The sequence below is a fragment of the Paraliomyxa miuraensis genome (assembly GCF_026337845.1).
Taxonomy (GTDB): Bacteria; Myxococcota_A; Polyangia; order Nannocystales; family Nannocystaceae; genus Paraliomyxa; species Paraliomyxa miuraensis.
In genome coordinates, this window is sequence record NZ_JAOVZF010000160.1 from 491,343 (window position 1) to 512,354 (window position 21,012).

Consider the following 21,012-nt stretch of genomic DNA (forward strand, 5'->3'; position numbering starts at 1 on the left):
GGGCGCTACGACTTCGGGCCGGGCTCGGCATCGCGAGGCGGCAGCAGCACCACCGCAACGAGCGACGACACCATGAGCAGCGCTCCCGCGGGGACCAAGAGCACCAGCGGGCCCGGATCGGTGGGCGCATGCCACAGCCCTCCGCCCACGAAGCCCAGGCCCACCGCGACCGCCCCGAGCAGCGCGGCGAGCCGGATCCGCGTGGCCCAGGGGGGCGGGGTCGACAGCCGCTCCATGGCCCACCCGAGCGCCACGTTGACCAGACCGAGCAGGGCACCATGGGCATGACCAAGCCGCAAGAGCTCGCGCCGCAGCGGATCGTCGAACCATGCTCGTACGCGCAGGCCCAGCATCGCCTCGAGCCCCACCCCCATGGCGAGGAACAGCGCGACGATGGCCAGCGACAGGCGCAGGTGGCGGGCGGCGGTCATGACGACGAAGGCCTCACTCTCCGATCCAGATCGCACGATCGTCACGGCGCTCGTGCAGGCGCTGCTCGAGCTCGGGCTGCGCCGCCAGGGGACCCGGACCCAGGATCGCACGAAGCTGGTCGACCATCATGGCGCGAAGGCCCGGATCCTCCATGGCATTGGAGACGTCGAGGGCCTCGAGCACCGAAGCGGCCGGTGCGTCATCGGGGAGGCTCTGGCGAGCCACCCGACGCAGGCCGCGATAGCCGAACCAGCGCACGGCCGGGTAGTCGTCCTCGAGGGCATCGACCAGCCACGCCATGCGCGTGCGGGGATCGGCCGGTGCCTCGGATCGCGTGAGCGCGGCTGCGGCGAGTGCCCGCTGGATCGGATCGCCGCCATGGAGGTCGAGCGCCACGCGCGAGATCTCGCCGGGCTCTGGCGCAGGGAGCGGCGCGCCATCGCGCCAGGCCTCGAGCGCGCCGGCAGCCCAGGCCCGGCTGCGATCCACGTGGCACTGGGTGCATGCATCGGGCTGGTCGTCGCGATCCAGCAGCACCTGCGGGCGCGGACGCGTGGGACGGTGGCTCATCATCCCTTCGAGCAGACCGTAGGTCACCCGCGGCAGGTGACAGCCCTCGCAGCCGACGATGGCCCCGTGTCGTCCGTGCCCGCCTGGTGCCGCGGCGTCGGAGAGCGTGGCCGCCTCGTGGCAGCGCCCGCACACGGCCGAGGTGTCGTGCTCGGGCCATAGCTGCATGGAAGGCTCGGGCCCGTGCATGGTGTGGCAATCGCCGCAGGAGAGGCCCGCGCCGTCCTGGTGGCAGGGTGAGGACAGCAGCGCTTGATACTCGTAGGCCGAGAGCCGCGGCGTACCATCGGGCCAGAACCGCGCCTCGAAGGGACGCTGTGGCGGATCGCCGAGCGTGGCATCACGAAGGATCGGCCGCGAGACCTCGGACAGCGGACGCCCGGGCAGGAAGCCATCGCCGTGCGCGAGCACGTCGGCGAGGTCGGCCGCGATCCGATTGCCATGGCACCGTCCGCACACGTCGGCCGAGAGCCCGGCCGACAGCCGTCCCGGGTGAGCCACGCTGCCGTCCTGGTGCGGGGCGAGCCCGGCCAGCACGCGCCGCAGCGGCCACGCGTGGCGCTCCACGTGCGCCGAGGCGGGTCCGTGGCACGCTTCGCATCCGATTCCGAGCTCGGCCACCTCGCTGTTCCACTGCCCCTGCGGGTCGAGCCCGGGCACGGGCTCGGTGTTGTGGCAGAAGATGCAGTTGTCGTTCCATCGCGACAGGTGGCGCAGGTAGTCCGCCTCGTCGCCCCAGGCGCCCTCGGGAGTGAGGAAGGCACCGTTGATGTGGATCCACCGCGAGAGCTCCACGTGCCACGCGACCGGCAGCCGCCAGCGCTCACCCGGGCCGCCTCCGCGATCGATCCGGGCCACGTATTGCTGATAGCGGTGGCTACCCACCGTCAGCTCCACGTCGGCATCGAGCACCAAGGGGTCCTGTCCCGGCTCGGGCTGCAGCCGCTCCACGCGAACGTGCGGACGCTGGGGCCCGCCGGTCATGATGGCGCGAAAGCCCAGCGCATCGAGGTGCTCGCCCGCGAATGGAGCGAGCACGATGGGCTGGGTTTCCGCGGCTTGGGTGCCCGCGGCTTGAGTCATGGTCCGGTGGTAGCTGCGAAACCAAGCCTCGTGCTCGCGCGGATGACAGGTCTGGCAGCGCGCCGAGCCCACCGCCACGCTTCGACTGCGATCCACGGCCGACCACGCGTCGTCGTCGAGCATCGTCGCCCCGATCCCGGCGGCGCACAGCAAGGTCCACGCGATCGCCGGGCCGAACAACACGAGGCTCGCCCGCCGGGTTCCCCCCGGTGTCAGGGTCGTTGACGTCTGCCCCGGGCCGATCGCCATGGCGACCTCTCCGAGGCATCAGGGGCGAAGCGCCACGACCTCGACGACCTGATCGTAGAGCGTCACCGTGGAGGGCTTGCCATCGGTGCGCACGGGCATCGAGGTGGAGTTGCCGAGCTGCTTGTCCTGATAGCGGGTGCCGTTCTGACTGTTGAGATCGGCCACCCACACGCGCCCGCGGTGCGGGTAGATGCATGCGTGCAGGCGACTGAGACGGGGCGAGGTCAGCACGAGCTGGCAGGCCTCGTGTCTTCCCATCACCACGGGCCCCTCGCGTATGTCGAAGCGCTGCACCGGCCCCCGCGGCGGCCGCATCTCCAGGATCGGTCGCTCGAGCGGCTCGAACAGCGGCGCCGGCGTGGCGGGTGCAGACCACAGGCCGTCGGCCATGGCGGCCTTGCGAAACGCCTCGGCCATCTCCGCGCCGCTGCCGTAGCGGCCGCTGGGCGCCTTGGCCATCGCCACCTGCATGAACGCGTCGAGGGTGGGCACCGGTCGCAGGCGCTCGATCCCGTGCTCGTCCGTCGCCCGGATCCGCAGCGAGGGCACGCTGGATTCCATGTGCTGGTGCAGCAGCTCGGGCAGCGTGCTGCCGTCGTAGGGGAGCTCCTGGCTGAGCAATTCGAATCCGATCACCGCCAGGGCGTAGCGATCGGTGGCCGGACCCACGCTCTTGGTGTCCTTGAACTGCTCGGGGCTCATGTAGTGGGGCGTGCCGAACACCGATCCAGTGGCAGTGGCCACCTCGTGCGCCAGCCACTTGGCAATCCCGAGATCGATGATCACCGGATCCCAGCCGTGGGCCACGCCGCGAAGGATGATGTTGTCGGGTTTGAGGTCGCGGTGCACCACGCCGAGCCCGTGCAGCTCGTCGAGGCTGCGCCCCACGCCCTCGAGCAGGCGATGCACCCCCCAGGTGTCTCCCGGACGAAGGATGACGCTGTTCGGCGGCATGCCGTCGACGAACTCCATCGCCATCCAGGTGCGCCCGAACTCGTCCGATCCGTAGTCCTCGACCTTGATGACGCCGTCGAAGCTCCGGCCGGCCATGCGACTGGCCTCGTGCTCGAAGCGCTTGGCCGCCTCGCTCCCCTCGTGGACCTCGGCGCGCAACCACTTCACCACCACCAGCCGACGTCGATACACATCGACGCACAGATGGACGTCACCGACTGCCCCTTCTCCAAGGGGACGGATCCGACGATGGGGGCAGGCCTTCACCGTGTGGGAGAGCTTACCAAGGAAGCGACCTCAGCGCGCATTCGACCTGAAACTGACGCGGGTGTGCGAAGTCGCGCAAGAATCTGAGCAAGGGTTCAGGCCCGCCGGGGCTCGGCGGGACCCCTGGCGACCGACCTGCGAGGTGGACCACATGATGCGCAAAGTTCCCACCTCCAGAGCCTTCGCCGGTCACTTGGGCTTGGCGTCGGCCAGCGGCAGCGCGATCTCCACCTTGGTATGGGGCTCGGCCACGAACATCGCCTGGGTCTCGGTGTCGCCCACGGTGAGCGTGAACACGGTGAGCCCGGGCTTGTTCATCTCGACCTCGATCGCGTCGAGGGGCTGGAGCTTCTTCTTCTTGCGGAAGAACCGTCGACCCTCGACCAGCAGCTCGATCGGCCCGTTGCCGGCGTTGTTGATCACGAGGACGGCCTTGTCCTCGGCCACGTGCTCGACCTTGAACGGAAAGAACGCCTTGACCTTGGCCTCGGTCGCGTCGAGCCGCGCCGGCAGGTTGGGATCGCGGAACGGGAACAGCTTGTCCTGGGCCTCGAGCCCCTTGCGGGCCCACGAGAGCTCCGCGAGGGCCTCGGCCGCGCGCACGGGACGGTGCTTGCCCTTCGGGAACGGGACGATGCCGAGCTTGCGCATCTCCTTGGCTTCCTTCTTGAGCATGTCGCCGTCCCACTCGGTGAGCATGAGCACCTGGGCGGCGGCCACGTGGATCTCGAGGTTCTCGGGATCGGCCTTCTTGCCGAACTCGACGTAGTCGGCCGCCTGGCTCAGCTTGCCCGACTCGACCAGCTTGTCGACCTCCATCGCGTAGAGGATCGCGTCGACGGTACGGTAGCCGGGCGTGCGGGGAGACAGGGCCCCGAGCTCCTTGCGGGCGTCGGCGATCTTGCCCTCGGTGCCGAAGGTGATGGCCTTTTGCATGGTGAGGGTGGGCTCGCCGGCGACGAGCTTGAGCCCCTCGTCGATGTCCGCCCGTGCCCCCGCGGCATCGCCCGCGGCCAGCTTTTGGTTGGCGCGCGCGCCGAACAGCAACGCGGTGCGAACGAGCAGCTCGCCCTTTTGCTCGTCGGACAGCGCCAGCCGCCCCGCCTCGGCCGCCTGCGCGAACGCCTGCATGCGCGACAGCGCCTCGTCGGCCTTGCCGACCTTGGTCAGCTCCATCGAGACCTCGACGGCGAGCCCGAGCTGGTCGGTGGCGGTCACCCCCTTGGGGGCCACGTCGAGCACCTTGTCGGCGAGCATGGCCTCGCCGGCCCCGAGCGCGGCCATCACCACCTCCCGACGCAGCTCGAGGAAGCGACGGCGGCCCTCGATGTCGTTCTGGTCGATCATGCCGGCGGCCTGCTCGAGCGACTCGGCCGCCTCCTTGACCTTGCCCTGGGCGGTGCGCGAGCGGGCCAGGCCCATCGCCACGGCCGCATCGGGGAGCAGGTCCATCGCGGCCGCATACGAGGCCTCGGCTCCCGCCCAGTCCTCGGCCTCGGTGCGCTGGTCGCCGCCCTCGATCAGCATCCGGGCCAGCAGCGGCTTGCAGCTGGGACACTTGCCCGAGCTCACGCCCTCGTACGCGAGGTTGTAGGCCTCCTCGTAGCGATAGAGGGTGATGAGCAGGCGAATGAGGCCGGTGCGGCCCTCGACGCTGTCGGGCTGGAGTGCCAGCGCGCCTCGATACTGCACCTCGGCATCCTTGGGGTGGTCCTTCTTGTTGAGGTTGGCGAGCTGCAAGTAGATCTCGTACAGCTCCTCGGCCGCGTACTCGGACTCGTCGTCGCCCTTGGCAATCGCTTCCTTGTAGTAGGGCTCGGCCACGGCGAAGTCACCCTCGCCCTCGGCCCATGCGGTCTGCGCCTTGTCCAGCGGGCTCGAGCAGCCCACGGCCAGTCCCAGGCCCATGCCCAGGCCTAGGCGGGCGAGCAGGCCGATGGCCCGGGTCCTCATCCCGCGTGGAGTCCCGTCTCGGCGCCGATCCGAGGGGTTGTTCAGTCGTGTCGTGCTTGAAACTCGCTGCCGTTCCATGTGTACAGGTCTCGTCGAATGTGATCGGCGGTCGCGTGGTAGACGGAGAAGCACGCCTGACGACCGGGTTTTTTGGACACGCTGGTGCCCGAGGAAATTCCGTGGATGGGGACCGAGCCCTTGGGTCCGCGTAGCTCGGTCTCGATGGTGACGTGCTCGTGCCCGTGGAGCACCAGCTCGGCGCCATGGCGAGCGACGACCCGCGAGAACGCCTCGAGATCGAGCAAGCCATGGCGTGCGCCCGACACCCCGTCGACCACCGGGTGGTGGATGAGCACCACCCGCGTCAGCCCCTCCTCGGCCGTGCGCTGGAGGATGGTCTCGAGCCGCGTGAGCTGATCGGCGCCCACCTGACCCACCGCATACAAGGGCAAGCTGGCGATGGCCGTGGAGACGCCGATGAGGGCCACGTCGCCATGGCGCTGCACGAAGGGATAGGTCGCACGGCCGATCCGCTCGCCATCCATGAACTCGGCCAGGTACGACTCGAAGCGGCCGGAGCGGACGCTGCCCCGGGTATAGGTGTCGTGGTTGCCGGGGATCACGGTGACCGGGACCGGCGCCGCTCGCAGGGTGCGCTGCACCAGGTCGAATTCGGGCTCGAGGGAGAGGTTGGTCAGATCGCCGGTCACCACCACGCGATCGACCCCGAGCGCGGGCACCATGTCGAGCATCGCCCGGAACAGTCGACCATCATGCGAGCGCGAGCGCTTGAGCATGATGTTCATGCGTCCCGTCATGCGCTTGTTGAGGTAGCGCCATGGGGACACCCCGGTGAGATCCAGCAGGTGGATGTCCGAGGTATGCAAGAAGCGAAGCGACATCGGGCGGGTGTCGTGCGGGGGCGTTTTTAGCAGGACCGCGTGCGGGGTACAGAGGGTCACCGCCTTTACGGCCCCAGGAAAGCACGGCCTTCACTTTCGCGCAAAAAGCGCTCCAATTCTGGAGGTGGCGCCGCAAAGGGGCGTTCGGCGCGACCCGACGCCGTCACCGGGGCGTCACGGAGGCAACGACCGTAGCCAATGGCGACGGCCGTCGCCCCCGGACGAGGCAACCTGCCGCACCACTGGGGCCCTTGCTCACGTGCAACTACCCGAGATCACGACGGCGTGGCCCTGGCACCGGGGTTGCTGTCGAGTAGGGCATGGACCGTGATGCGACCCCCGAGACCATCGAGACGCTCGCCCTGGAGCTCGACGAGGTCGAGTGGTTCGGCCGCTCGACCACCGAGCAGACCCCGGCACCGGTGGGGCCCCTCGACCGACTGCTGCAGATGATGACCGGCACGATCGCCGCAGGCGACGAGCCCTGTCCGGCCCGCTAGCGCGAGGCTGGAGCCGGCCGTGGTCGGATCTCGTGCTCCGATCTCCCACCCGGAGTTCCCGGTCGGATCCCCCGGCATCGGCCCGGAGCGCTGGCCAGCGTCCGAGATCGCCGACGATCGATCGCGATCGCCATGCAACGGCGAGGAAGCGTCATAGGTTGTCCGACGGGCGGACGCCTACCACTCATGGCGCCGCCGATCTGGAGGACGATGCGAGGATCGAGTCGTTGGTCATGGTCGTTGTGGGGATTGGTGATGGCGTGCACCTCGGCTCCGCCCGGGGATCCGACCGTAGATCCGGGCGGTTCGGACACGGAAGGAGGAGCCGATGGAGCCGCGACGGCAGCGTCGAGCGGCGCCGCCGACACCACGGGTACGGGGGATGGCTCGGGCGGATCGAATCCCAGCCCCACCACCGACGCCGATGACACCACCGGCGCGCCTCCCGATCCCAACGATGACGTGCCGGCTCCCGACGAGGAGGGCTGTCATGCCATCTACGCCCAGGATCACCTGCCCACGTTCGAGGTGACGGTGCACCCGGCGGTGTGGGAGCAGCTGCAGTGGGAGTGGGACCACGGGCAGGCGATCGAGGACGCGGGGCAGGACCCCAAGGTCTACCACTCGCTGCTCGAGTTTCGCTATGGCGACGTCGTGATCCACGACGCCCGGATCCGCCTGCGCGGCAATGCGACCTACTGGGATCCATGGCCCGGAGACAAGATGCAGTTCCAGATCGCGTTCGACCAGATCGATCCCGACGGACGCATGCTGGGCCTGCGCAAGCTGGCGCTCGACGCCCACACCTACAATCGGCACCTCCTGCGCGATCGCCTGGGGCTGGCGTTCATGCGCAAGGTGGGGGTGCGGGCGCCCTGTGCCAACAACGCGCGCCTGATGGTCAACGGCGAGTACTACGGGATCTTCACCAACGTCGAGAAGCTCGACGACGTGTTCTTGCAGCGCACCATGGAGGATCCCACCGGCGACCTGTGGAAGCGAGCCAACTGGGAGCTCAAGACCAACGAGGGCGCCACCGACGATGCGCGGCTCGATGCGATGAGGGATGCCACCACGCTGGCCGAGCTCGATGCATACCTCGACCTCGAGCAGGCGCTGCGCACCTTCGCCGCCGAGGCGGTGGTTCCCCACAGCGACGGCGCATGGGCAGGCGGCCTCAACGGCTACTACTATGATGATCCCGAGCGGGGCAAGTTCATGCTCTTGCCCTGGGACCTCGACAGCTCGTTCGAGTACTTCAACGATCCACCCGACGGCGAGTATCCCACCAACCCCGATCCGGTCACGTGGGAGAAGCCCACCACCCACGGGCGCCCGTTCTTCGACCTGGCCCTGTCGGACCCGATGTGGTTCCAGCGCTACATCGAGATCATCGACGAGATCGTGCACGACGGCTACGAGCCCGATCCGATGCTGGAGTGGATCGACCAGTGGTCGGCGCAGATCGAGCAGGCGGTGCTCGAGGACGTCAACAAGCCCTACGACGACGAGCTCTACTACGACAAGCTCGAGGAGCTGCGCGAGTACGTCCTCGGCCGCCACGCGTTCCTGGAGGCGTGGCTGGCCTGCTGGCAGGGGGGTGGGATGAACGACGGGACCGGGGTCTGCGTGCCGTAGACCCCGAGCGCGAACTTCCGCTACCATGCGTGCGCACGCGCGGGGCCGTGGCCCTGCGCGTGGAGGATGGCGATGAAGCTCGAGCGAGTGATCCCGACCGCGGCCGTGGGTGTGATGCTGCTGGGCTGTCCGGGGGACGAGACCCCGACCAATCCCTTCGACACGGCGCCTGCCACCGACACGACCCTGCCAGGGACGAGCTCGGGGACGACGGTCGCGGTCGACGGCACCGCCAGCGACGGGCCGATGGCCACGGAGACGGCGGGCGCCTCGGGGGAGTCGACGGCGGAGGACGGCGGGATCAAGCTCGACGTGGGCTCGCCCGATCTGCCCGGGACCATGAGCGACGGGTGCACGTTCATCGACGTGCTGTTCGTGGTCGACATCTCGGCGTCGATGCTGCAGGAGAAGGCCAACCTCGCCGCGAACTTTCCCTCGTTCGTGCAGGTGCTCGAGGACTACATCGCCGATCCCACCTCCAATGCCACGGCGTATCGGCTGGGGGTGACCAACTCGTCGATCGTGGACAACGGCACCGATCAGTCGACGATGGGGCTCGACGGCGAGCTGTTCGACGGCAGCGCCATGAACGACTGCGGCACCGGGGCCACGCCGTGGCTCGACGGGCCCGACCCCGACATCGTGACGAACTTCAACTGCCTGGCGCCCAACCCGAGGTCGGACTGCATGAGCTGCACGGACTTCGGACACGAGCGGCCGCTCGATGCGATCGAGTACTTCGTCGACGAGTCGGCGGTCGGCGGGGTCAACGAGGGGTTCTACCGCGGGGACGATGCGCTCCTGGTGATCGTGCTGCTGACCGACGAGGACGACGATGCCGCGTACACGACCACCGTGCCGGCGAGCACGAAGGCGGCGCTCGACGGCTTCGTGGGCGGAGAGGAGCGCTACGTGGTGGTGACGATCGCCGGGCCGCAGAACATGGGCTGCAACTCGGCGTTCGGCTCGGCCTCGCCCGCGCCGCTGCTGCACGAGTTCACGGGGCTCGTGGCCAACGGGCTGATGGGGGACATCTGCCAGGGGGATCTGGCGCAGCCGCTGGCGGATGCGCTGGCGCTGATCCAGACCTCGTGCGACTCGCTGCCGCCGCCGGCGGGATGATGGGGGTCGCGACCGAGAGGGCGGCGATCAACCGACCGCGTGGGTGGTCTCGGGGGCGTCGTCGACGGCGGGGATCGGGGTCTCGGGGGTGACGGTGCCCGCGTCGGCATCATCCCCGCCCGGCGGCTCCGCGGAGGAGGCATCACGGCCCTGCCCTCGCCGCGCCTGGGCGGCGCGCAGCTCGTCGATGGGGGCGAGCGCCCGGCGGGCCGTGGGCAAGCGCGAGGGGTCGTCGCTCTGCATGGCGACCAGCTGCAGGGCGTAGGCCACGATCGCGCTGCGGACCGCGTCGAGCGGGCCCGCGAGCGAGACGGGGGCGGAGCTCGGGCGGGCCTTGGTGATCCCCAGGGCCACGCCGTAGGCCTCCATCGCCGAGCGTGCCTCGGTGAGGATGGACGTGTGCACGAGCCGCTCGACGTCGGCGCGCAGCGCCTCGTCCTCGGCGAGGGTGGACAGCATGCGATCGCAGTGGGCCCACTGCTGTGCATAGGGAAGGTTGAGGAAGCGCGTGCCCTCGGGAAACAGGCGACGCTGGGCATTCCTGGCCGTCTCGACGTCGGGGCCGGCGTCGGGGGGGAGGATCGCGATCGCCTCGAGGCTGATCGCCAGCGCACGGAAGGCACGATCGACGCGGGTGTCGATGTTGCGAGGATCGATGGCCAGACCCCGGGCCGAGTCGGCGTGCTGCCGCCACTGCTGCTGCAGCTCCACCACCGCCTCGCGCAGGCGGCTGGCCGCTCGATGCACGGCCTGGGGCCTGGGCTTGGGCGAGGCCGCGAGCAAGGCGATGCCCAGCGCCACGGCGGAGGACACCGAGAGGCGGGGAGCGGTGACGTAGGCGGCGAGCTCGAGGGGCGGGGGACCGGACATCCGGGGTCGGAATACGGGGGGAGCGAGGGAAGCGCCAGCGCGAAGATCGGGAGATTGGGTGCTCGAGCGCGGTGGTGGTTCGAATGGGGACGGTCGCGTGGGTGAAGCGATGAGTGACGGTGGTTCGGTGGTCGATTCCGGGGAGCGCGGGTGGACGCGTGCGGGGGTGGGCGGATGGGGGTGGTGGGGGTGAGCTCGCATGCGCAGCATGCGGGCGGCGGCCTTCGGGGGCTGGCGAATGGATTCCCTGGCTCCGTCGGTCGGCCTGCGGAGGGTCGGCGGATGGATGCGCCGTTCGATCCCTCGGCCTCCGGAGGGTCCGCGGGCGGGTGTCCGATCCGGTCGGTCGGCCTCGGGAGGGTTGGCGGGTGGATCCCCGATCCGGTCGGGTGGCCTCGGGAGGGTCGGCGCACGGAGTCCCGATCCATTCGATCGGCCCCGAGAGGCCCGCGTGCCCCGCCATGCGCGCCGTGCGGGCGTGGTGCTAGCCTCGGTGCGCTCGGAGTCCTTGCCATGCTCCCGTTCTTCAACACCTCCGGCCCGTGCATCCCCGGTGAGCACTACATGCTGCCCCCCGAGCGGAGGCTCGGGCCGGTGCTCGCGCTCATCGAGGGTCGGCGCTACTTCACGCTGCACGCGGGGCGCCAGACCGGCAAGACCACCAGCGCGATGTGGCTGGCCGAGCACCTCGATGCCAGCGGGCAGTGGCATGCGCTATGGGTCGATCTCGAGACGGCGCGGGAGAAGCCCGACGTGGCTCGGGCCATGACGGCGATCCTCGCGGCCTTCGATCGTGCGCTCGCATGGCGTCACCCCCGGCTGCCCCGTCCATCGAGCGCCGAGCTCGATGCCATGTTGGCCAAGCCCGACGGGGCGCTGCTGGCGTTCCTCACCCAGCTCGCCGCCGCGACCTCGCGTCCGCTGGTGCTCTTGCTCGACGAGGCCGACGGCCTGGTCGGCGAGGCCATGGTCTCGTTCCTCACCCAGCTCCGCCATGGCTACATCGAGCGCAGCAAGGTGCCCTTCCCTGCGAGCGTCGTGCTGGTGGGGCAGCGACAGGTGCGGGACTACGCGCTGCGCGAGGAGGACCGCAGGAGCGTGGCGTGGCTGGGCACGACGTCGCCGTTCAACATCACCGCCGAGGCCACCACGCTCGGGCCGTTCACGCAGGCCGAGGTGGGCGAGCTCTTGCAGCAGCACACCGCGGTCACCGGGCAGCGGTTCTCGACCGCGGCGGTGGTGCGGATCTGGGAGCTGGGCGGCGGGCATCCCTGGTTGACCAATGCGCTGGCCGATCAGATCGTGCGCCGCGACGTCGGGGACCGTGCGGTGGAGATCACGGCCGAGCACGTCGAGGCCGCCAAGGAGACGATCATCCTCGAGCGGCGCACCCACATCGACTCGCTGGTGGCGCGGCTGCGGGAGGATCGGGTGCGGCGGGTGATCGCGCCGATGCTCACGGGCGGCTCCGTCGGGGGCGACACCCTCGACGACGACTTCACCTACGTGCTCGGCCTGGGCCTGGTGCGCCTCGAGCGAGGCCAGTGGGTCATCGCCAACGCCATCTACCGGGAGGTCATCCCGCGCGCGCTCACCTTCGTACGCCAGGGGCAGATCTTCCTGGAGCCCGCCGCCTTCGTGCGCCCCGATGGCTCGCTCGACCTGCCCAGGCTGATGGCCGACTGGCAGGTGTTCTGGCGCGAGGACGGGCACTTGGCCGCCGAGGGCTTTGGCTACCGCGAGGCCGGGCCGCACCTGATGCTCATGGCGTTCCTGCAGCGGGTGGTCAACGGTGGGGGGAGGATCCAGCGCGAGTATGGGCTGGGGCGACGGGCGCTGGATCTGGTGGTGGAGTGGCGAGGACAGCGGCATGCAATCGAGGTGAAGATCCGGCGCGGGACGGTCACCGAGGAGCGCGCGCTCGACCAGGTGGCGGACTACCTCGATCGACTGGGGCTGGATGAAGGGTGGCTGGTGATGTTCGACCCGCGCTCGACCACGAGCCCAGAGCACGGTTGGGACGAACGGCTGACCAACCGCGAGGTGGAGCACCGCGGCAAGCGGGTGCACGTGGTCGGGTGCTGAGGCGGAGGGCGCGAGCGACTCGGGGAACCGTGAACCAGGTCGCAGACGCTCGATGGCCACCGCCTGGGCCATTCCTCGGCCATCACGACCGGGCCCGGCGCGCGCCCGGTGCCGCCATGGCAGCATGCCCCCCATGGCCCAGGGCTCCACGGTGGTCGGCTTCGAGTTCCAGCTCTCCGACGTCGATCGAGGGATCTACCAGACGCTCTCGTTCAAGGTGGCCCGGCATCCCTCGGAGACCGCGGTGTACCTGGTGACGCGCGTGCTGGCGTATGCGCTCGAGCACGCCGAGGGCATCGAGCTGACGCCCGGGCTGGCCAGCGCCGACGAGCCGGCGTTGGTGATCCGCGACGCCAGCGGCCGGCTGCGCGCGTGGATCGAGGTCGGCACGCCGGACGCCGCGCGCCTGCACCGGGCGAGCAAGGCGGCCGATCGGGTGGCGGTGTACTGCCACAAGGACGCCGAGGCCTGGCTGCGCGGGCTCGCGGGGCACGACGTGCACCGCAGCGAGACGATCGCGCTCCATCGCATCGATCGCGACTTCGTGGACGCGCTGGCCGACCGCCTGGCGCGGCGCAATGCATGGTCGCTGTCGATCACCGAGCGGACGCTCTACCTGGACATCGAAGGGACCGAGGGGGATTCGCTCTTTGGGACGGTGGAGCGGCTGACTTGGCCGGGGTGATCCTCGACCGCCCGATCCCCAACGATTCCAGCCACCTATTGCCCCCCACCCCCTCGCTGCTAGTCTCCCCGGCCATGGCCACTCTGCTCGAGACCGGTCGCACCCACTCCTGCCACGCGCTGCGGCGCGAGCACGTGGGGTCGCGCGTCGTCCTCTTTGGTTGGGTCCACCGCCGCCGCGATCACGGCGGGCGGATCTTCGTGGATCTGCGCGATCGCGAGGGCATCACCCAGGTGGCGTTCGGGCCCGATCTCGACGCCACCGCCCACGCGACGGCCGAGGGCCTGCGCAGCGAGTTCTGCATCGGCGTGGCGGGCACGGTGGTCGACCGGGGCGACAACGAGAACACCAACATGGCCACGGGGGCCATCGAGGTCGAGGTCGATGCGCTCGAGATCTTCTCGACCTCGGAGACCCCGCCGTTCTCGATCGCCGACGACGAGCGCCTCGAGACCAACGAGAACGTGCGCCTGCGCTACCGCTACCTCGACCTGCGCCGGCCCTCGTTCCAGAAGAACTTCGCGGTGCGGGCCAAGCTGTCGTACATCACGCGCCGCACCATGGTCGACGCGGGCTTCTACGAGCTCGAGACGCCCTACATGGTCAAGTACACCCCGGGCGGAGCACGCAACTTCCTGGTGCCCAGCCGGCTGCACCCGGGGTCGTTCTACGCGCTGGCGGAGTCGCCCCAGATCTACAAGCAGCTGTTCATGGTCTCGGGGTTCGACAAGTACTTCCAGATCACCCGCTGCTTCCGCGACGAAGACCTGCGCAACGACCGACAGCCCGAGTTCACCCAGATCGACGTGGAGCTGTCGTTCGCCACCCCGCAGCGGGTGTTCGAGCCGATGGAGCGGCTCATGACGAACCTGTGGCAGGAGATCCTGGGGGTGGAGCTGAAGGCCCCGTTCCTGCGCCTGACGTGGGACGAGGCGATGGGCCGCTTCGGCTCCGACAAGCCCGACATGCGCTTCGGGCTCGAGCTGCGCGATGCGACGGAGGCGAGCCGCGACTGCGGCTTCCGGGTGTTCGAGGCGGCGCCGTGCGTCAAGGGCCTGTGCATCCCGCCGAACGAGGCGGCGGGCCTGGGCCGCAACCAGCTCGACAAGCTCACCGACTTCGTCAAGAAGCGCGAGAACGGCGGGGCCAAGGGCCTGGCCTGGGTGCGGATCAAGGACGACGGCTCGTGGGAGGCGCCGTTCGCCAAGAACGTCGCGGCCCCGGCCCAGGCGGCCATCACGGCGGCGCTCGGCGGCACGCCGGGCTCCTTGATGCTGTTCATCGCCGACGAGTGGAAGACGGTGCACACGGTGCTCGGCACCCTGCGCCTGCACCTTCGTGATCGCCTCGAGCTGCTGAAGGACAACCCCGAGCCCTGGCGCTTCTTGTGGGTCACCGACTTTCCGCTGTTCGAGCGCAGCGAGAAGGGACAGTGGGTGTCGTCGCATCACCCGTTCACCTCGCCGCGGCCCGAGCACCTGGAGAGCTTGACCTCCGACCCGGGCAAGGTGCGCGCGCAGGCCTATGACCTGGTGCTGAACGGCAACGAGATCGGCGGCGGCTCGATCCGGATCCATCGCTCGGACGTGCAGGCCAGGGTGTTCGAGGCGCTGGGCCTGACCGACGAGGAGGCCCGGGCCAAGTTCGGGTTCCTGCTCGAGGCGTTCCGCTACGGCCCCCCGCCGCACGGTGGGATCGCGCTGGGGGTCGACCGCATCGCCATGCTCTTGTGCGGCGCCGACAGCCTGCGGGACGTGATTGCCTTCCCCAAGACGCAGCGCGGCCAGGACCTCTTGACCGGCTGCCCCACCCCGGCGGACGAACCTCAGCTGGACGAGCTGTACATCCGCCACCGCCCGCTGCCCAAAGCCGACGGTGGTACCGACGGGGGTACCGACGAGGGTGCTTCGGGCGACTGACCATGGCCGCCGCCAGCGAAGAACCAGAGCCGACCACCGAGGTGCCCCCCAAGGCCCCCTCCACCACGGGAGGGCGGGCCTCGCCGGCCTCGGCCTCCCGTACCCCGCGGCAGCGCACCGCCGCCGCCCTGCTGTCGACGGTGGGGATGGTGCTGTGCTGCCCCGACTACGACCTGTGGTGGCTGGGCATGGTCGCCTGGGTGCCGTACTTGTGGGCCATCGAGGGCTGCACGCCGCGCCAGGCGATGCGCTACGGGTGGCTGACGGGCACGCTGACGGTGCTTTGGGGGTTCTTTTGGATGACGAACCTCCTGACCAAGTTCGCGATGCTGCCGATGCCGGTGGCGTTCATCGTGGCCTCGATCTTCTCGGCGTGGCACGGGCTCATCTGGGGGCTCTCGGCCTACGTGATCGCGTGGATGCGCCAGCGCGGCGCGTCGCTGCTCGTGGTCGCCCCCATGGCCTGGGTGGTGATGGAGGCCGCCCTGCCCAACCTGTTCCCGATCTACATGGCGCTGGGCTGGTGCTGGCAGCCGCTTTGGATCCAGACGGCGGAGCTGGGCGGGGTGACGATGGTCAGCGGCACCATGGTGGCGCTCAACGCCGCGCTCTACCGCACGCTGGCAACCTGGCTCGACGAGCGCCGGTTCGATCGCAGGTCGGCCGCGATTGCGCTGGCGTGGATCGTGGGGATTCCGAGCTACGGGGCGATCCGCATCGCGCAGGTGGAGGCCCAGATGGAGGCCGCGCCCACGCTCGGGATTGCGGCGATCCAGGGCAACTTCAGCATCTTCCAGATGCGTCGCAAGGAGGAGAAGCAGCCGATCCTGAGGCGACAGCAGGCGCTGACGGCTCGCTTCCAGGCGCAGGGGGCCGAGCTGGCGGTGTGGGGCGAGACCGCCTATCCCTACGGGCGGCAGTTCTTCCGCGACAGCACGACCGATCTCCCGCCCGGCAACCCGCGCAAGATCCAGCAGGAGTTCACGATCCCGGTGGTGGTCGGCACGGTCACCACGCCGCGAGGCCCCGACGGTCGACCGCTCATCGGGAACGGGAACTATCCGTACAACACGGCGCTGCTCATCGACGGGCAGGGACGGATCGCCGGGATGTACGACAAGGTCTACCGGCTGGCGTTCGGCGAGTACTTCCCGATCCCGTTCCTGGTGGAGTGGTACCTGTCGCAGATCCCCAACGCGGCCCACATCGCCCAGGGCAAGGGGCCGGACGTGCTGACGGTGGAGACCCAGAGCGGCACGTGGCGGCTGGGGCCGTTCATCTGCTACGAGGACATCCTGCCGCGGTTCGTGCGACAGGCCGCGGGCGAGGGCGTGCACGTGTTCGTCAACCTGACCAACGACGCGTGGTTCGGCAAGACGCACGAGCCGTCCCAGCACCTGGGCCTGGCGGTGTTCCGCACGGTCGAGCACCGCAAGGGCATGGTGCGGGCGGTCAACACGGGGATCAGCACGTACATCGATCCCACCGGGCGGGCGGTGGCCAAGACGGAGGTGACCGACCCCGACGTGGAGGGGCCGCAGGAGGCCGATGGGGTGCTGGCCATGGTCCCCATGATGGACCCCGACGCGCGCACGCTCTACGGGCTGACGGGCGAGCTGTTCAACGTGCTGATGGGACTGGGTCTGCTGGTGATCGGCTGGCGGCGGCGAGGACTGGCCCCGCCGACCGAGGCCCTGGCCGAGGCCCTGGCCAAGCCTCTGGCCGAGACGCCATCCGAGACGCCGGCCGAGGCCCTGGCCGAGATCCCAGCCGAGGCAGCCGCCGAGCCGAAGACGGACGCCAACGACTGACGCGCCAAGCGCCGCCGCCTCGCGGTAGGCTCCAGCCCGCCATGACGCCTCGCATCCTGCTCCCCCTCGCGCTTTGTCTGACCTTCGCCGCGTGCGACAAGAACGAGCCCAAGGCGGAGGCCCCCGGCGACGCCAAGCAAGCCAAGGGGGATGCCAAGGGGGATGCCAAGGAGCAGGATCGACCCGCCGAGCCGGCCGCCAAGGCACCCGTCCCGGAGACCAGCGCTGCGATCGGTCAGCCGGCACCCGACTTCACCCTGACCGATCTCGACGGCAAGGCGCACCACCTGGCCGACTACCGCGGCAAGACGGTGGTGCTGGAGTGGTGGAACCCGCAGTGCCCGTTCGTCGACCATGCGCACACCAAGGGTCCGCTGGTGGACATGGCCGCCAAGGAAATCGCCCAGGGCGTGGTGTGGCTGGCGATCAACTCGGGCGCGCCGGGCAAGCAGGGGCACGGGGTCGAGGCCAGCCGCGAGGGCATCACCAGGTTCGGCATGACGCACCCGGTGCTGCTCGACGAGGACGGCACGGTCGGCCACACCTACGGCGCCGAGAAGACGCCGCACATGTTCCTCATCGACGAGGCCGGCACGCTCGTCTACCGGGGTGCGATCGACAACGCACCGATGGGCGAGCCCAACGAAGGCGGCGAGCCGGTCAACCACCTCGCCGCTGCGCTCGCCGAGCTGCGGGCGGGGACCCCGGTGGGAACGGCCGAGACGCCGGCCTACGGGTGCTCGGTGAAGTACGCCAAGGGATGAGCCCGGGCGACGACTCGCGGCCCATGGGGCTCGGTGCGGCGCCGAGCCCTCGGCCATCGCGTGCTAGCCTCCCGTTGGCCCCGCTCCCCGCTCTCGCTCATGCCGCGCCGCCCCAAGGCCCCCTCGATGTTCCACCGCCACCCCCTTCCGCCCTCCGCGAGCGCAGACCCAAACGGGGGAGACGAGGACGAGCCGCTCGCTCGATGCGACGTGGTGCTGGGCGAGCTACGCCCGCCCAACGACGCAATGAGCCGGATGCTCCGCGACAAGCTCGGTCGCGTGCTCGAGGCCAACCCCGAGCTCGACCCTCATCGCGGGTGATCACCAGCCCGGGCCGGCACGAGCCGGTCGTCACCCGTGAGTCGAGGCGGCACTGGCCAGCTCTGCGAGGCGCTTGGCGACCTCGGCCGCCAGGCGGTGCTCGGGTGAGCCGGCCTCGAAGATCTCGATCGCAGCGGACCAGAAGCCGGCGTTGAGGCTCCAGTCGAGCTGGGCCAGCAGCTCCGCCCGGCTGTCGCGACGGGGCGAGGTCGAGGCGGCGCGGCACTCCTCCTCCACGTCGCGGACGATGGCCTGCTCGAGCGGAGTGACGTCGGCCTCGATGCCGACCGCCACCACGCCGATCGCCAGATCGTGCTGGTAGAGCCGCAGCGGAAATGCGGCGATCCAGCGCGGCTCGTGGTCGACATGGGGCAACGCCGGCGGGCGAGCCCGGTGGATCACCCGGCTGACGTCGCGCGCATCCTTCCACCAAAACGCCGGCTCGCCAAAGCGAAACGCGTGGCCGACCACCCCGCGCCCGCAGCAGAACGACTCGCCCCACGTCGCGGGCAGCAGGGCGCCGAAGGTGGGGACCAGGCGTCGCCCGAGGTCGTCCCACAGGTAGCCTCCCCAGGTCGCACGCGGCCCGAACAGCGGCCCGAGGAGAGCTTGGCTCGGCCGCACGGCCTGCCACGCCACCTCGAACGCCTCCGCGAGGTGCCGCCCGAGTACGGCTCGCGGCGCATCACCGGTGTCTTGGCGGCGCAAGCACTGCCGCAGCAGGGTTCGCGCCAACCGACAGGCCTCGTGCGGGATTGCGTGCCCGAGCGGCCACAGCTGGAGCTCGAGGCCATATCGCCAGCCGACCAACGGCCCGTCGACCGAGAGCTCGGCGCCCGTGCGCTCGCGGTCGACGGTGATGAACGTGCGGAGCGCCGCCTCCTCGATCGGCTGGCGCCGCCACCGGCGGCACCCCGCGCGCTCCTCCATGCGCTGGACGAACGGCGCCACGGAGACCAGGCGGGTCGCGGTGCGCGAGAAGTCGGCACGCAGCAGCAGCCGATCACAGTCGAAGCGCACGGTGTGCAGCACCACCTCGCATCCCTCGCGAAGCTGCGGATACACGTCGCTGCGGCTCTCGAGGCGCTGCAGCTCGGCCCGGGACAGCGCCACCGCGTTGGACAGGCGAAAGCGAGCCTCGTGGGTGGTGGAGGCCGCGCTGGTTCGATGCCAGATCAGCATCGTTCGACCGTCGTCGTCATCCATCGACAGATCGCCGCGCAACACCTCCACGTTGCAGAACGGGGGCTCGAGCGAGGCCATGGGGACCTCGCCGAGATTGGTCAGGCCCTCGAGCGACACGTCGATCGTGGCCACCCCGTTGGGCTCGAGCCGCCAGCGACGGCGGTGCACACGGGCCCGCACGCGGGCCTCGACGCCGCCTCGTTCGGCGTGCTCGGCCTCCGCGACGTCGAGCACCCGCGTGCGCCGGTGCTCGTACTGGGCGCTCTTGGCCTCGAACAGATCGACGCGGATCCGACGCGGCGACAGGAACACCAGCGAGTATTGGTTGCCCACGCCGTCTCGGTCCTCGGCCGGCGCGCCCACCGAGCCGGTCGAGACGACGACCATGCCGTGCACGAGGTCCCGCGTCACATGGGACTCCTCGCGGTGGGTGTGCCCATGAAAGCCCACGCGAAAGCCGGCGTTGCGCAGGCGCTCGAGGTCTCGCGGCCGCAAGCGATCGGGACGATGCGGCGATCCGGTCAGGCCGTGATGCCACACGGCGACGAGCAGCCGTGACTCGAGCCCGCGCGCGTCGATGAGCTCCCGGGCGGCGGTGATCGCCGACTCGGCGATCTCGGCCCCGGACCAGCAGCGGTCGTTGCGGGCGCAGGAGTTGAAGCCGAACACGGCGGCTCGCCCGCCCGGGAGCACGTGCGCCGACCAGTGCTGATCGTCGGAGCTCAGCAGCTGGAACATGCGACCGCCGTGAGCCTCGAGCGCGCGCCCGTCGTCGTAGAACCGCGCCAGGAACCGCTGCAGCGGCTCGAAGCGGAGGTGATAGCGAGGCCCGTCGGCGCGCAGCAGCCACTGGGTGTGTCCGGTGTGCTCGTCGATGTCGAGGCGCAAGCGACCGCGGGCGGGATCGGTGCGCCAGCGCGCCCATGTCATGGCATCCACGCGAGCGGGACCGGTCATGCGCACGGGTTCGGCCGAGTCGATGCTCCAGCTGACGTCGTGGTTGCCCGGCACGAACACCACGCGACCGGGATCGCCATCGACCAGCGGCAGGACGAAGCGGCACGTGGTCTCGTAGAGCTCGTCGTACTCGGCCTCGCTCGCGCGCGCCGTGAGGTCTCCGCTCACGATCACCGCATCGAGCGACACGTCGCGCTCCCGCAGCGCAGCGTCGACCTGCTGCCAGACATCCCTCAGCCTCCTCTCCTTGGTATGCAAATCGGAGACGTGCAGCACGTACATACGAAGTTCGAAGGTAGCTCGCCAAAGCGGACCCATTGGGACCGGACTGCGAACGAGAGCGGCCTCGCGGTCGCCGCCGTGAAGGACCGTCGTCGTCGAGTCCCATCGAGGACCCGATGCACTCGGTCACCGCGAAGTCGGGGTGCACGACCCTGGATCGGGCGCGATGCCGGCGAGCCATGCACCGACGACGGCGCCTTGCACGGCGCGGCCTCGAGCCTCGCTGCGCGGGGTCCTCCGGCCACGTCGGGGCGCCGAGCCTCGGTCCATCCCTCCGTCCGCCCCTCGGTCCACCCCTCCGTCCCGATCGACACGATGCTCGGGGATGCACCGGTGGGTGATCACCACCACTCCCCCAGTCGACCACGAGTGCGAGCGCGCACGTCCGCCGTCGTGGATCGCCGCCCATCGTGCCCGGCCGCGGCGCAATCCCACGCCCCGAGCCCGAACCGCGGCTGATATC

16 protein-coding genes are annotated in these 21,012 nt (G+C 70.1%); 9 read left to right on the plus strand and 7 right to left on the minus strand.

All coding sequences use genetic code 11. From position 1 onward, the window contains the following. Positions 1–5: 5 nt before the first annotated feature. The 5 genes from OEB96_RS35310 to OEB96_RS35330 all read right to left on the minus strand — a co-directional run bounded on the left by OEB96_RS35310 (position 6) and on the right by OEB96_RS35330 (position 6,410). The gene (locus OEB96_RS35310) at positions 6–431 is read right to left on the minus strand and encodes a hypothetical protein (protein WP_266221259.1); all 426 of its coding nucleotides are present in this window, start codon (positions 429–431) and stop codon (positions 6–8) included. Positions 432–444: 13 nt separating this feature from the next. After that, on the minus strand, positions 445–2,334 hold the full coding sequence (locus tag OEB96_RS35315; RefSeq protein WP_266221260.1) for a cytochrome c3 family protein: 1,890 nt from the start codon (positions 2,332–2,334) through the stop codon (positions 445–447). Positions 2,335–2,352: 18 nt separating this feature from the next. Next, positions 2,353–3,555 (minus strand): FHA domain-containing serine/threonine-protein kinase, encoded by a 1,203-nt coding sequence (locus tag OEB96_RS35320; RefSeq protein ID WP_266221261.1) that lies wholly within the window; start codon positions 3,553–3,555, stop codon positions 2,353–2,355. A gap of 189 nt (positions 3,556–3,744) precedes the next feature. After that, the gene (locus OEB96_RS35325; protein WP_266221262.1) at positions 3,745–5,508 is read right to left on the minus strand and encodes a hypothetical protein; all 1,764 of its coding nucleotides are present in this window, start codon (positions 5,506–5,508) and stop codon (positions 3,745–3,747) included. A 41-nt stretch (positions 5,509–5,549) separates the two neighbouring features. Then, positions 5,550–6,410: a metallophosphoesterase family protein gene (locus OEB96_RS35330; protein WP_266221263.1), complete on the minus strand. Its 861-nt coding sequence runs from the start codon at positions 6,408–6,410 to the stop codon at positions 5,550–5,552. Positions 6,411–6,730: 320 nt separating this feature from the next. On the opposite strand from OEB96_RS35330, the gene OEB96_RS35335 reads away from it, so the two are divergent. The 3 genes from OEB96_RS35335 to OEB96_RS35345 all read left to right on the plus strand — a co-directional run bounded on the left by OEB96_RS35335 (position 6,731) and on the right by OEB96_RS35345 (position 9,670). Continuing rightward, entirely contained in the window at positions 6,731–6,910 is a 180-nt protein-coding gene (locus OEB96_RS35335; protein ID WP_266221264.1) for a hypothetical protein, read from the plus strand. Positions 6,911–7,165: 255 nt separating this feature from the next. Beyond that, complete coding sequence (locus OEB96_RS35340) at positions 7,166–8,548, plus strand: CotH kinase family protein (RefSeq protein ID WP_266221265.1); 1,383 nt, start codon at positions 7,166–7,168, stop codon at positions 8,546–8,548. 72 nt (positions 8,549–8,620) lie between these two features. Then, positions 8,621–9,670, plus strand: a complete 1,050-nt coding sequence (locus OEB96_RS35345) for a hypothetical protein (protein WP_266221266.1) — start codon at positions 8,621–8,623, stop codon at positions 9,668–9,670. 27 nt (positions 9,671–9,697) lie between these two features. On the opposite strand, the gene OEB96_RS35350 is transcribed toward OEB96_RS35345, so the two are convergent. Then, entirely contained in the window at positions 9,698–10,540 is an 843-nt protein-coding gene (locus OEB96_RS35350) for a hypothetical protein (RefSeq protein WP_266221267.1), read from the minus strand. 513 nt (positions 10,541–11,053) lie between these two features. Here OEB96_RS35350 and OEB96_RS35355 point away from each other — a divergent pair. From OEB96_RS35355 to OEB96_RS35380, 6 genes are all read left to right on the plus strand, one after another. Next, positions 11,054–12,625: an AAA family ATPase gene (locus tag OEB96_RS35355; protein ID WP_266221268.1), complete on the plus strand. Its 1,572-nt coding sequence runs from the start codon at positions 11,054–11,056 to the stop codon at positions 12,623–12,625. A 133-nt stretch (positions 12,626–12,758) separates the two neighbouring features. After that, positions 12,759–13,310: a YaeQ family protein gene (locus OEB96_RS35360; RefSeq protein ID WP_266221269.1), complete on the plus strand. Its 552-nt coding sequence runs from the start codon at positions 12,759–12,761 to the stop codon at positions 13,308–13,310. Positions 13,311–13,384: 74 nt separating this feature from the next. After that, on the plus strand, positions 13,385–15,229 hold the full coding sequence (gene aspS, locus OEB96_RS35365) for an aspartate--tRNA ligase (protein WP_266221270.1): 1,845 nt from the start codon (positions 13,385–13,387) through the stop codon (positions 15,227–15,229). Between the two features lie 2 nt (positions 15,230–15,231). Then, positions 15,232–17,040 carry an apolipoprotein N-acyltransferase gene (gene lnt, locus OEB96_RS35370; protein WP_266221271.1) on the plus strand — a complete coding sequence of 603 codons (1,809 nt, stop codon included), beginning with the start codon at positions 15,232–15,234 and terminating at the stop codon, positions 17,038–17,040. A gap of 41 nt (positions 17,041–17,081) precedes the next feature. Further along, complete coding sequence (locus OEB96_RS35375) at positions 17,082–17,804, plus strand: redoxin domain-containing protein (RefSeq protein ID WP_266221272.1); 723 nt, start codon at positions 17,082–17,084, stop codon at positions 17,802–17,804. Positions 17,805–17,903: 99 nt separating this feature from the next. Next, the gene (locus OEB96_RS35380) at positions 17,904–18,125 is read left to right on the plus strand and encodes a hypothetical protein (protein ID WP_266221273.1); all 222 of its coding nucleotides are present in this window, start codon (positions 17,904–17,906) and stop codon (positions 18,123–18,125) included. Positions 18,126–18,155: 30 nt separating this feature from the next. Here the strand turns inward: OEB96_RS35380 and OEB96_RS35385 are convergent, their stop codons facing one another. Further along, positions 18,156–20,549: a metallophosphoesterase family protein gene (locus tag OEB96_RS35385; RefSeq protein ID WP_266221274.1), complete on the minus strand. Its 2,394-nt coding sequence runs from the start codon at positions 20,547–20,549 to the stop codon at positions 18,156–18,158. Between the last annotated feature and the right edge of the window lie 463 nt (positions 20,550–21,012).

Coding starts and splice junctions, on each gene's coding strand:
- OEB96_RS35310 (WP_266221259.1), bottom strand. CDS start 431: ATGACCGCCGCCCGCCACCTGCGCCTGTCGCTGGCCATCGTCGCGCTG.
- OEB96_RS35315 (WP_266221260.1), bottom strand. CDS start 2,334: ATGGCGATCGGCCCGGGGCAGACGTCAACGACCCTGACACCGGGGGGA.
- OEB96_RS35325 (WP_266221262.1), bottom strand. CDS start 5,508: ATGAGGACCCGGGCCATCGGCCTGCTCGCCCGCCTAGGCCTGGGCATG.
- OEB96_RS35330 (WP_266221263.1), bottom strand. CDS start 6,410: ATGTCGCTTCGCTTCTTGCATACCTCGGACATCCACCTGCTGGATCTC.
- OEB96_RS35335 (WP_266221264.1), top strand. CDS start 6,731: ATGGACCGTGATGCGACCCCCGAGACCATCGAGACGCTCGCCCTGGAG.
- OEB96_RS35340 (WP_266221265.1), top strand. CDS start 7,166: ATGGCGTGCACCTCGGCTCCGCCCGGGGATCCGACCGTAGATCCGGGC.
- OEB96_RS35345 (WP_266221266.1), top strand. CDS start 8,621: ATGAAGCTCGAGCGAGTGATCCCGACCGCGGCCGTGGGTGTGATGCTG.
- OEB96_RS35350 (WP_266221267.1), bottom strand. CDS start 10,540: ATGTCCGGTCCCCCGCCCCTCGAGCTCGCCGCCTACGTCACCGCTCCC.
- OEB96_RS35355 (WP_266221268.1), top strand. CDS start 11,054: ATGCTCCCGTTCTTCAACACCTCCGGCCCGTGCATCCCCGGTGAGCAC.
- OEB96_RS35360 (WP_266221269.1), top strand. CDS start 12,759: ATGGCCCAGGGCTCCACGGTGGTCGGCTTCGAGTTCCAGCTCTCCGAC.
- aspS (WP_266221270.1), top strand. CDS start 13,385: ATGGCCACTCTGCTCGAGACCGGTCGCACCCACTCCTGCCACGCGCTG.
- lnt (WP_266221271.1), top strand. CDS start 15,232: ATGGCCGCCGCCAGCGAAGAACCAGAGCCGACCACCGAGGTGCCCCCC.
- OEB96_RS35375 (WP_266221272.1), top strand. CDS start 17,082: ATGACGCCTCGCATCCTGCTCCCCCTCGCGCTTTGTCTGACCTTCGCC.
- OEB96_RS35380 (WP_266221273.1), top strand. CDS start 17,904: ATGCCGCGCCGCCCCAAGGCCCCCTCGATGTTCCACCGCCACCCCCTT.
- OEB96_RS35385 (WP_266221274.1), bottom strand. CDS start 20,549: ATGTACGTGCTGCACGTCTCCGATTTGCATACCAAGGAGAGGAGGCTG.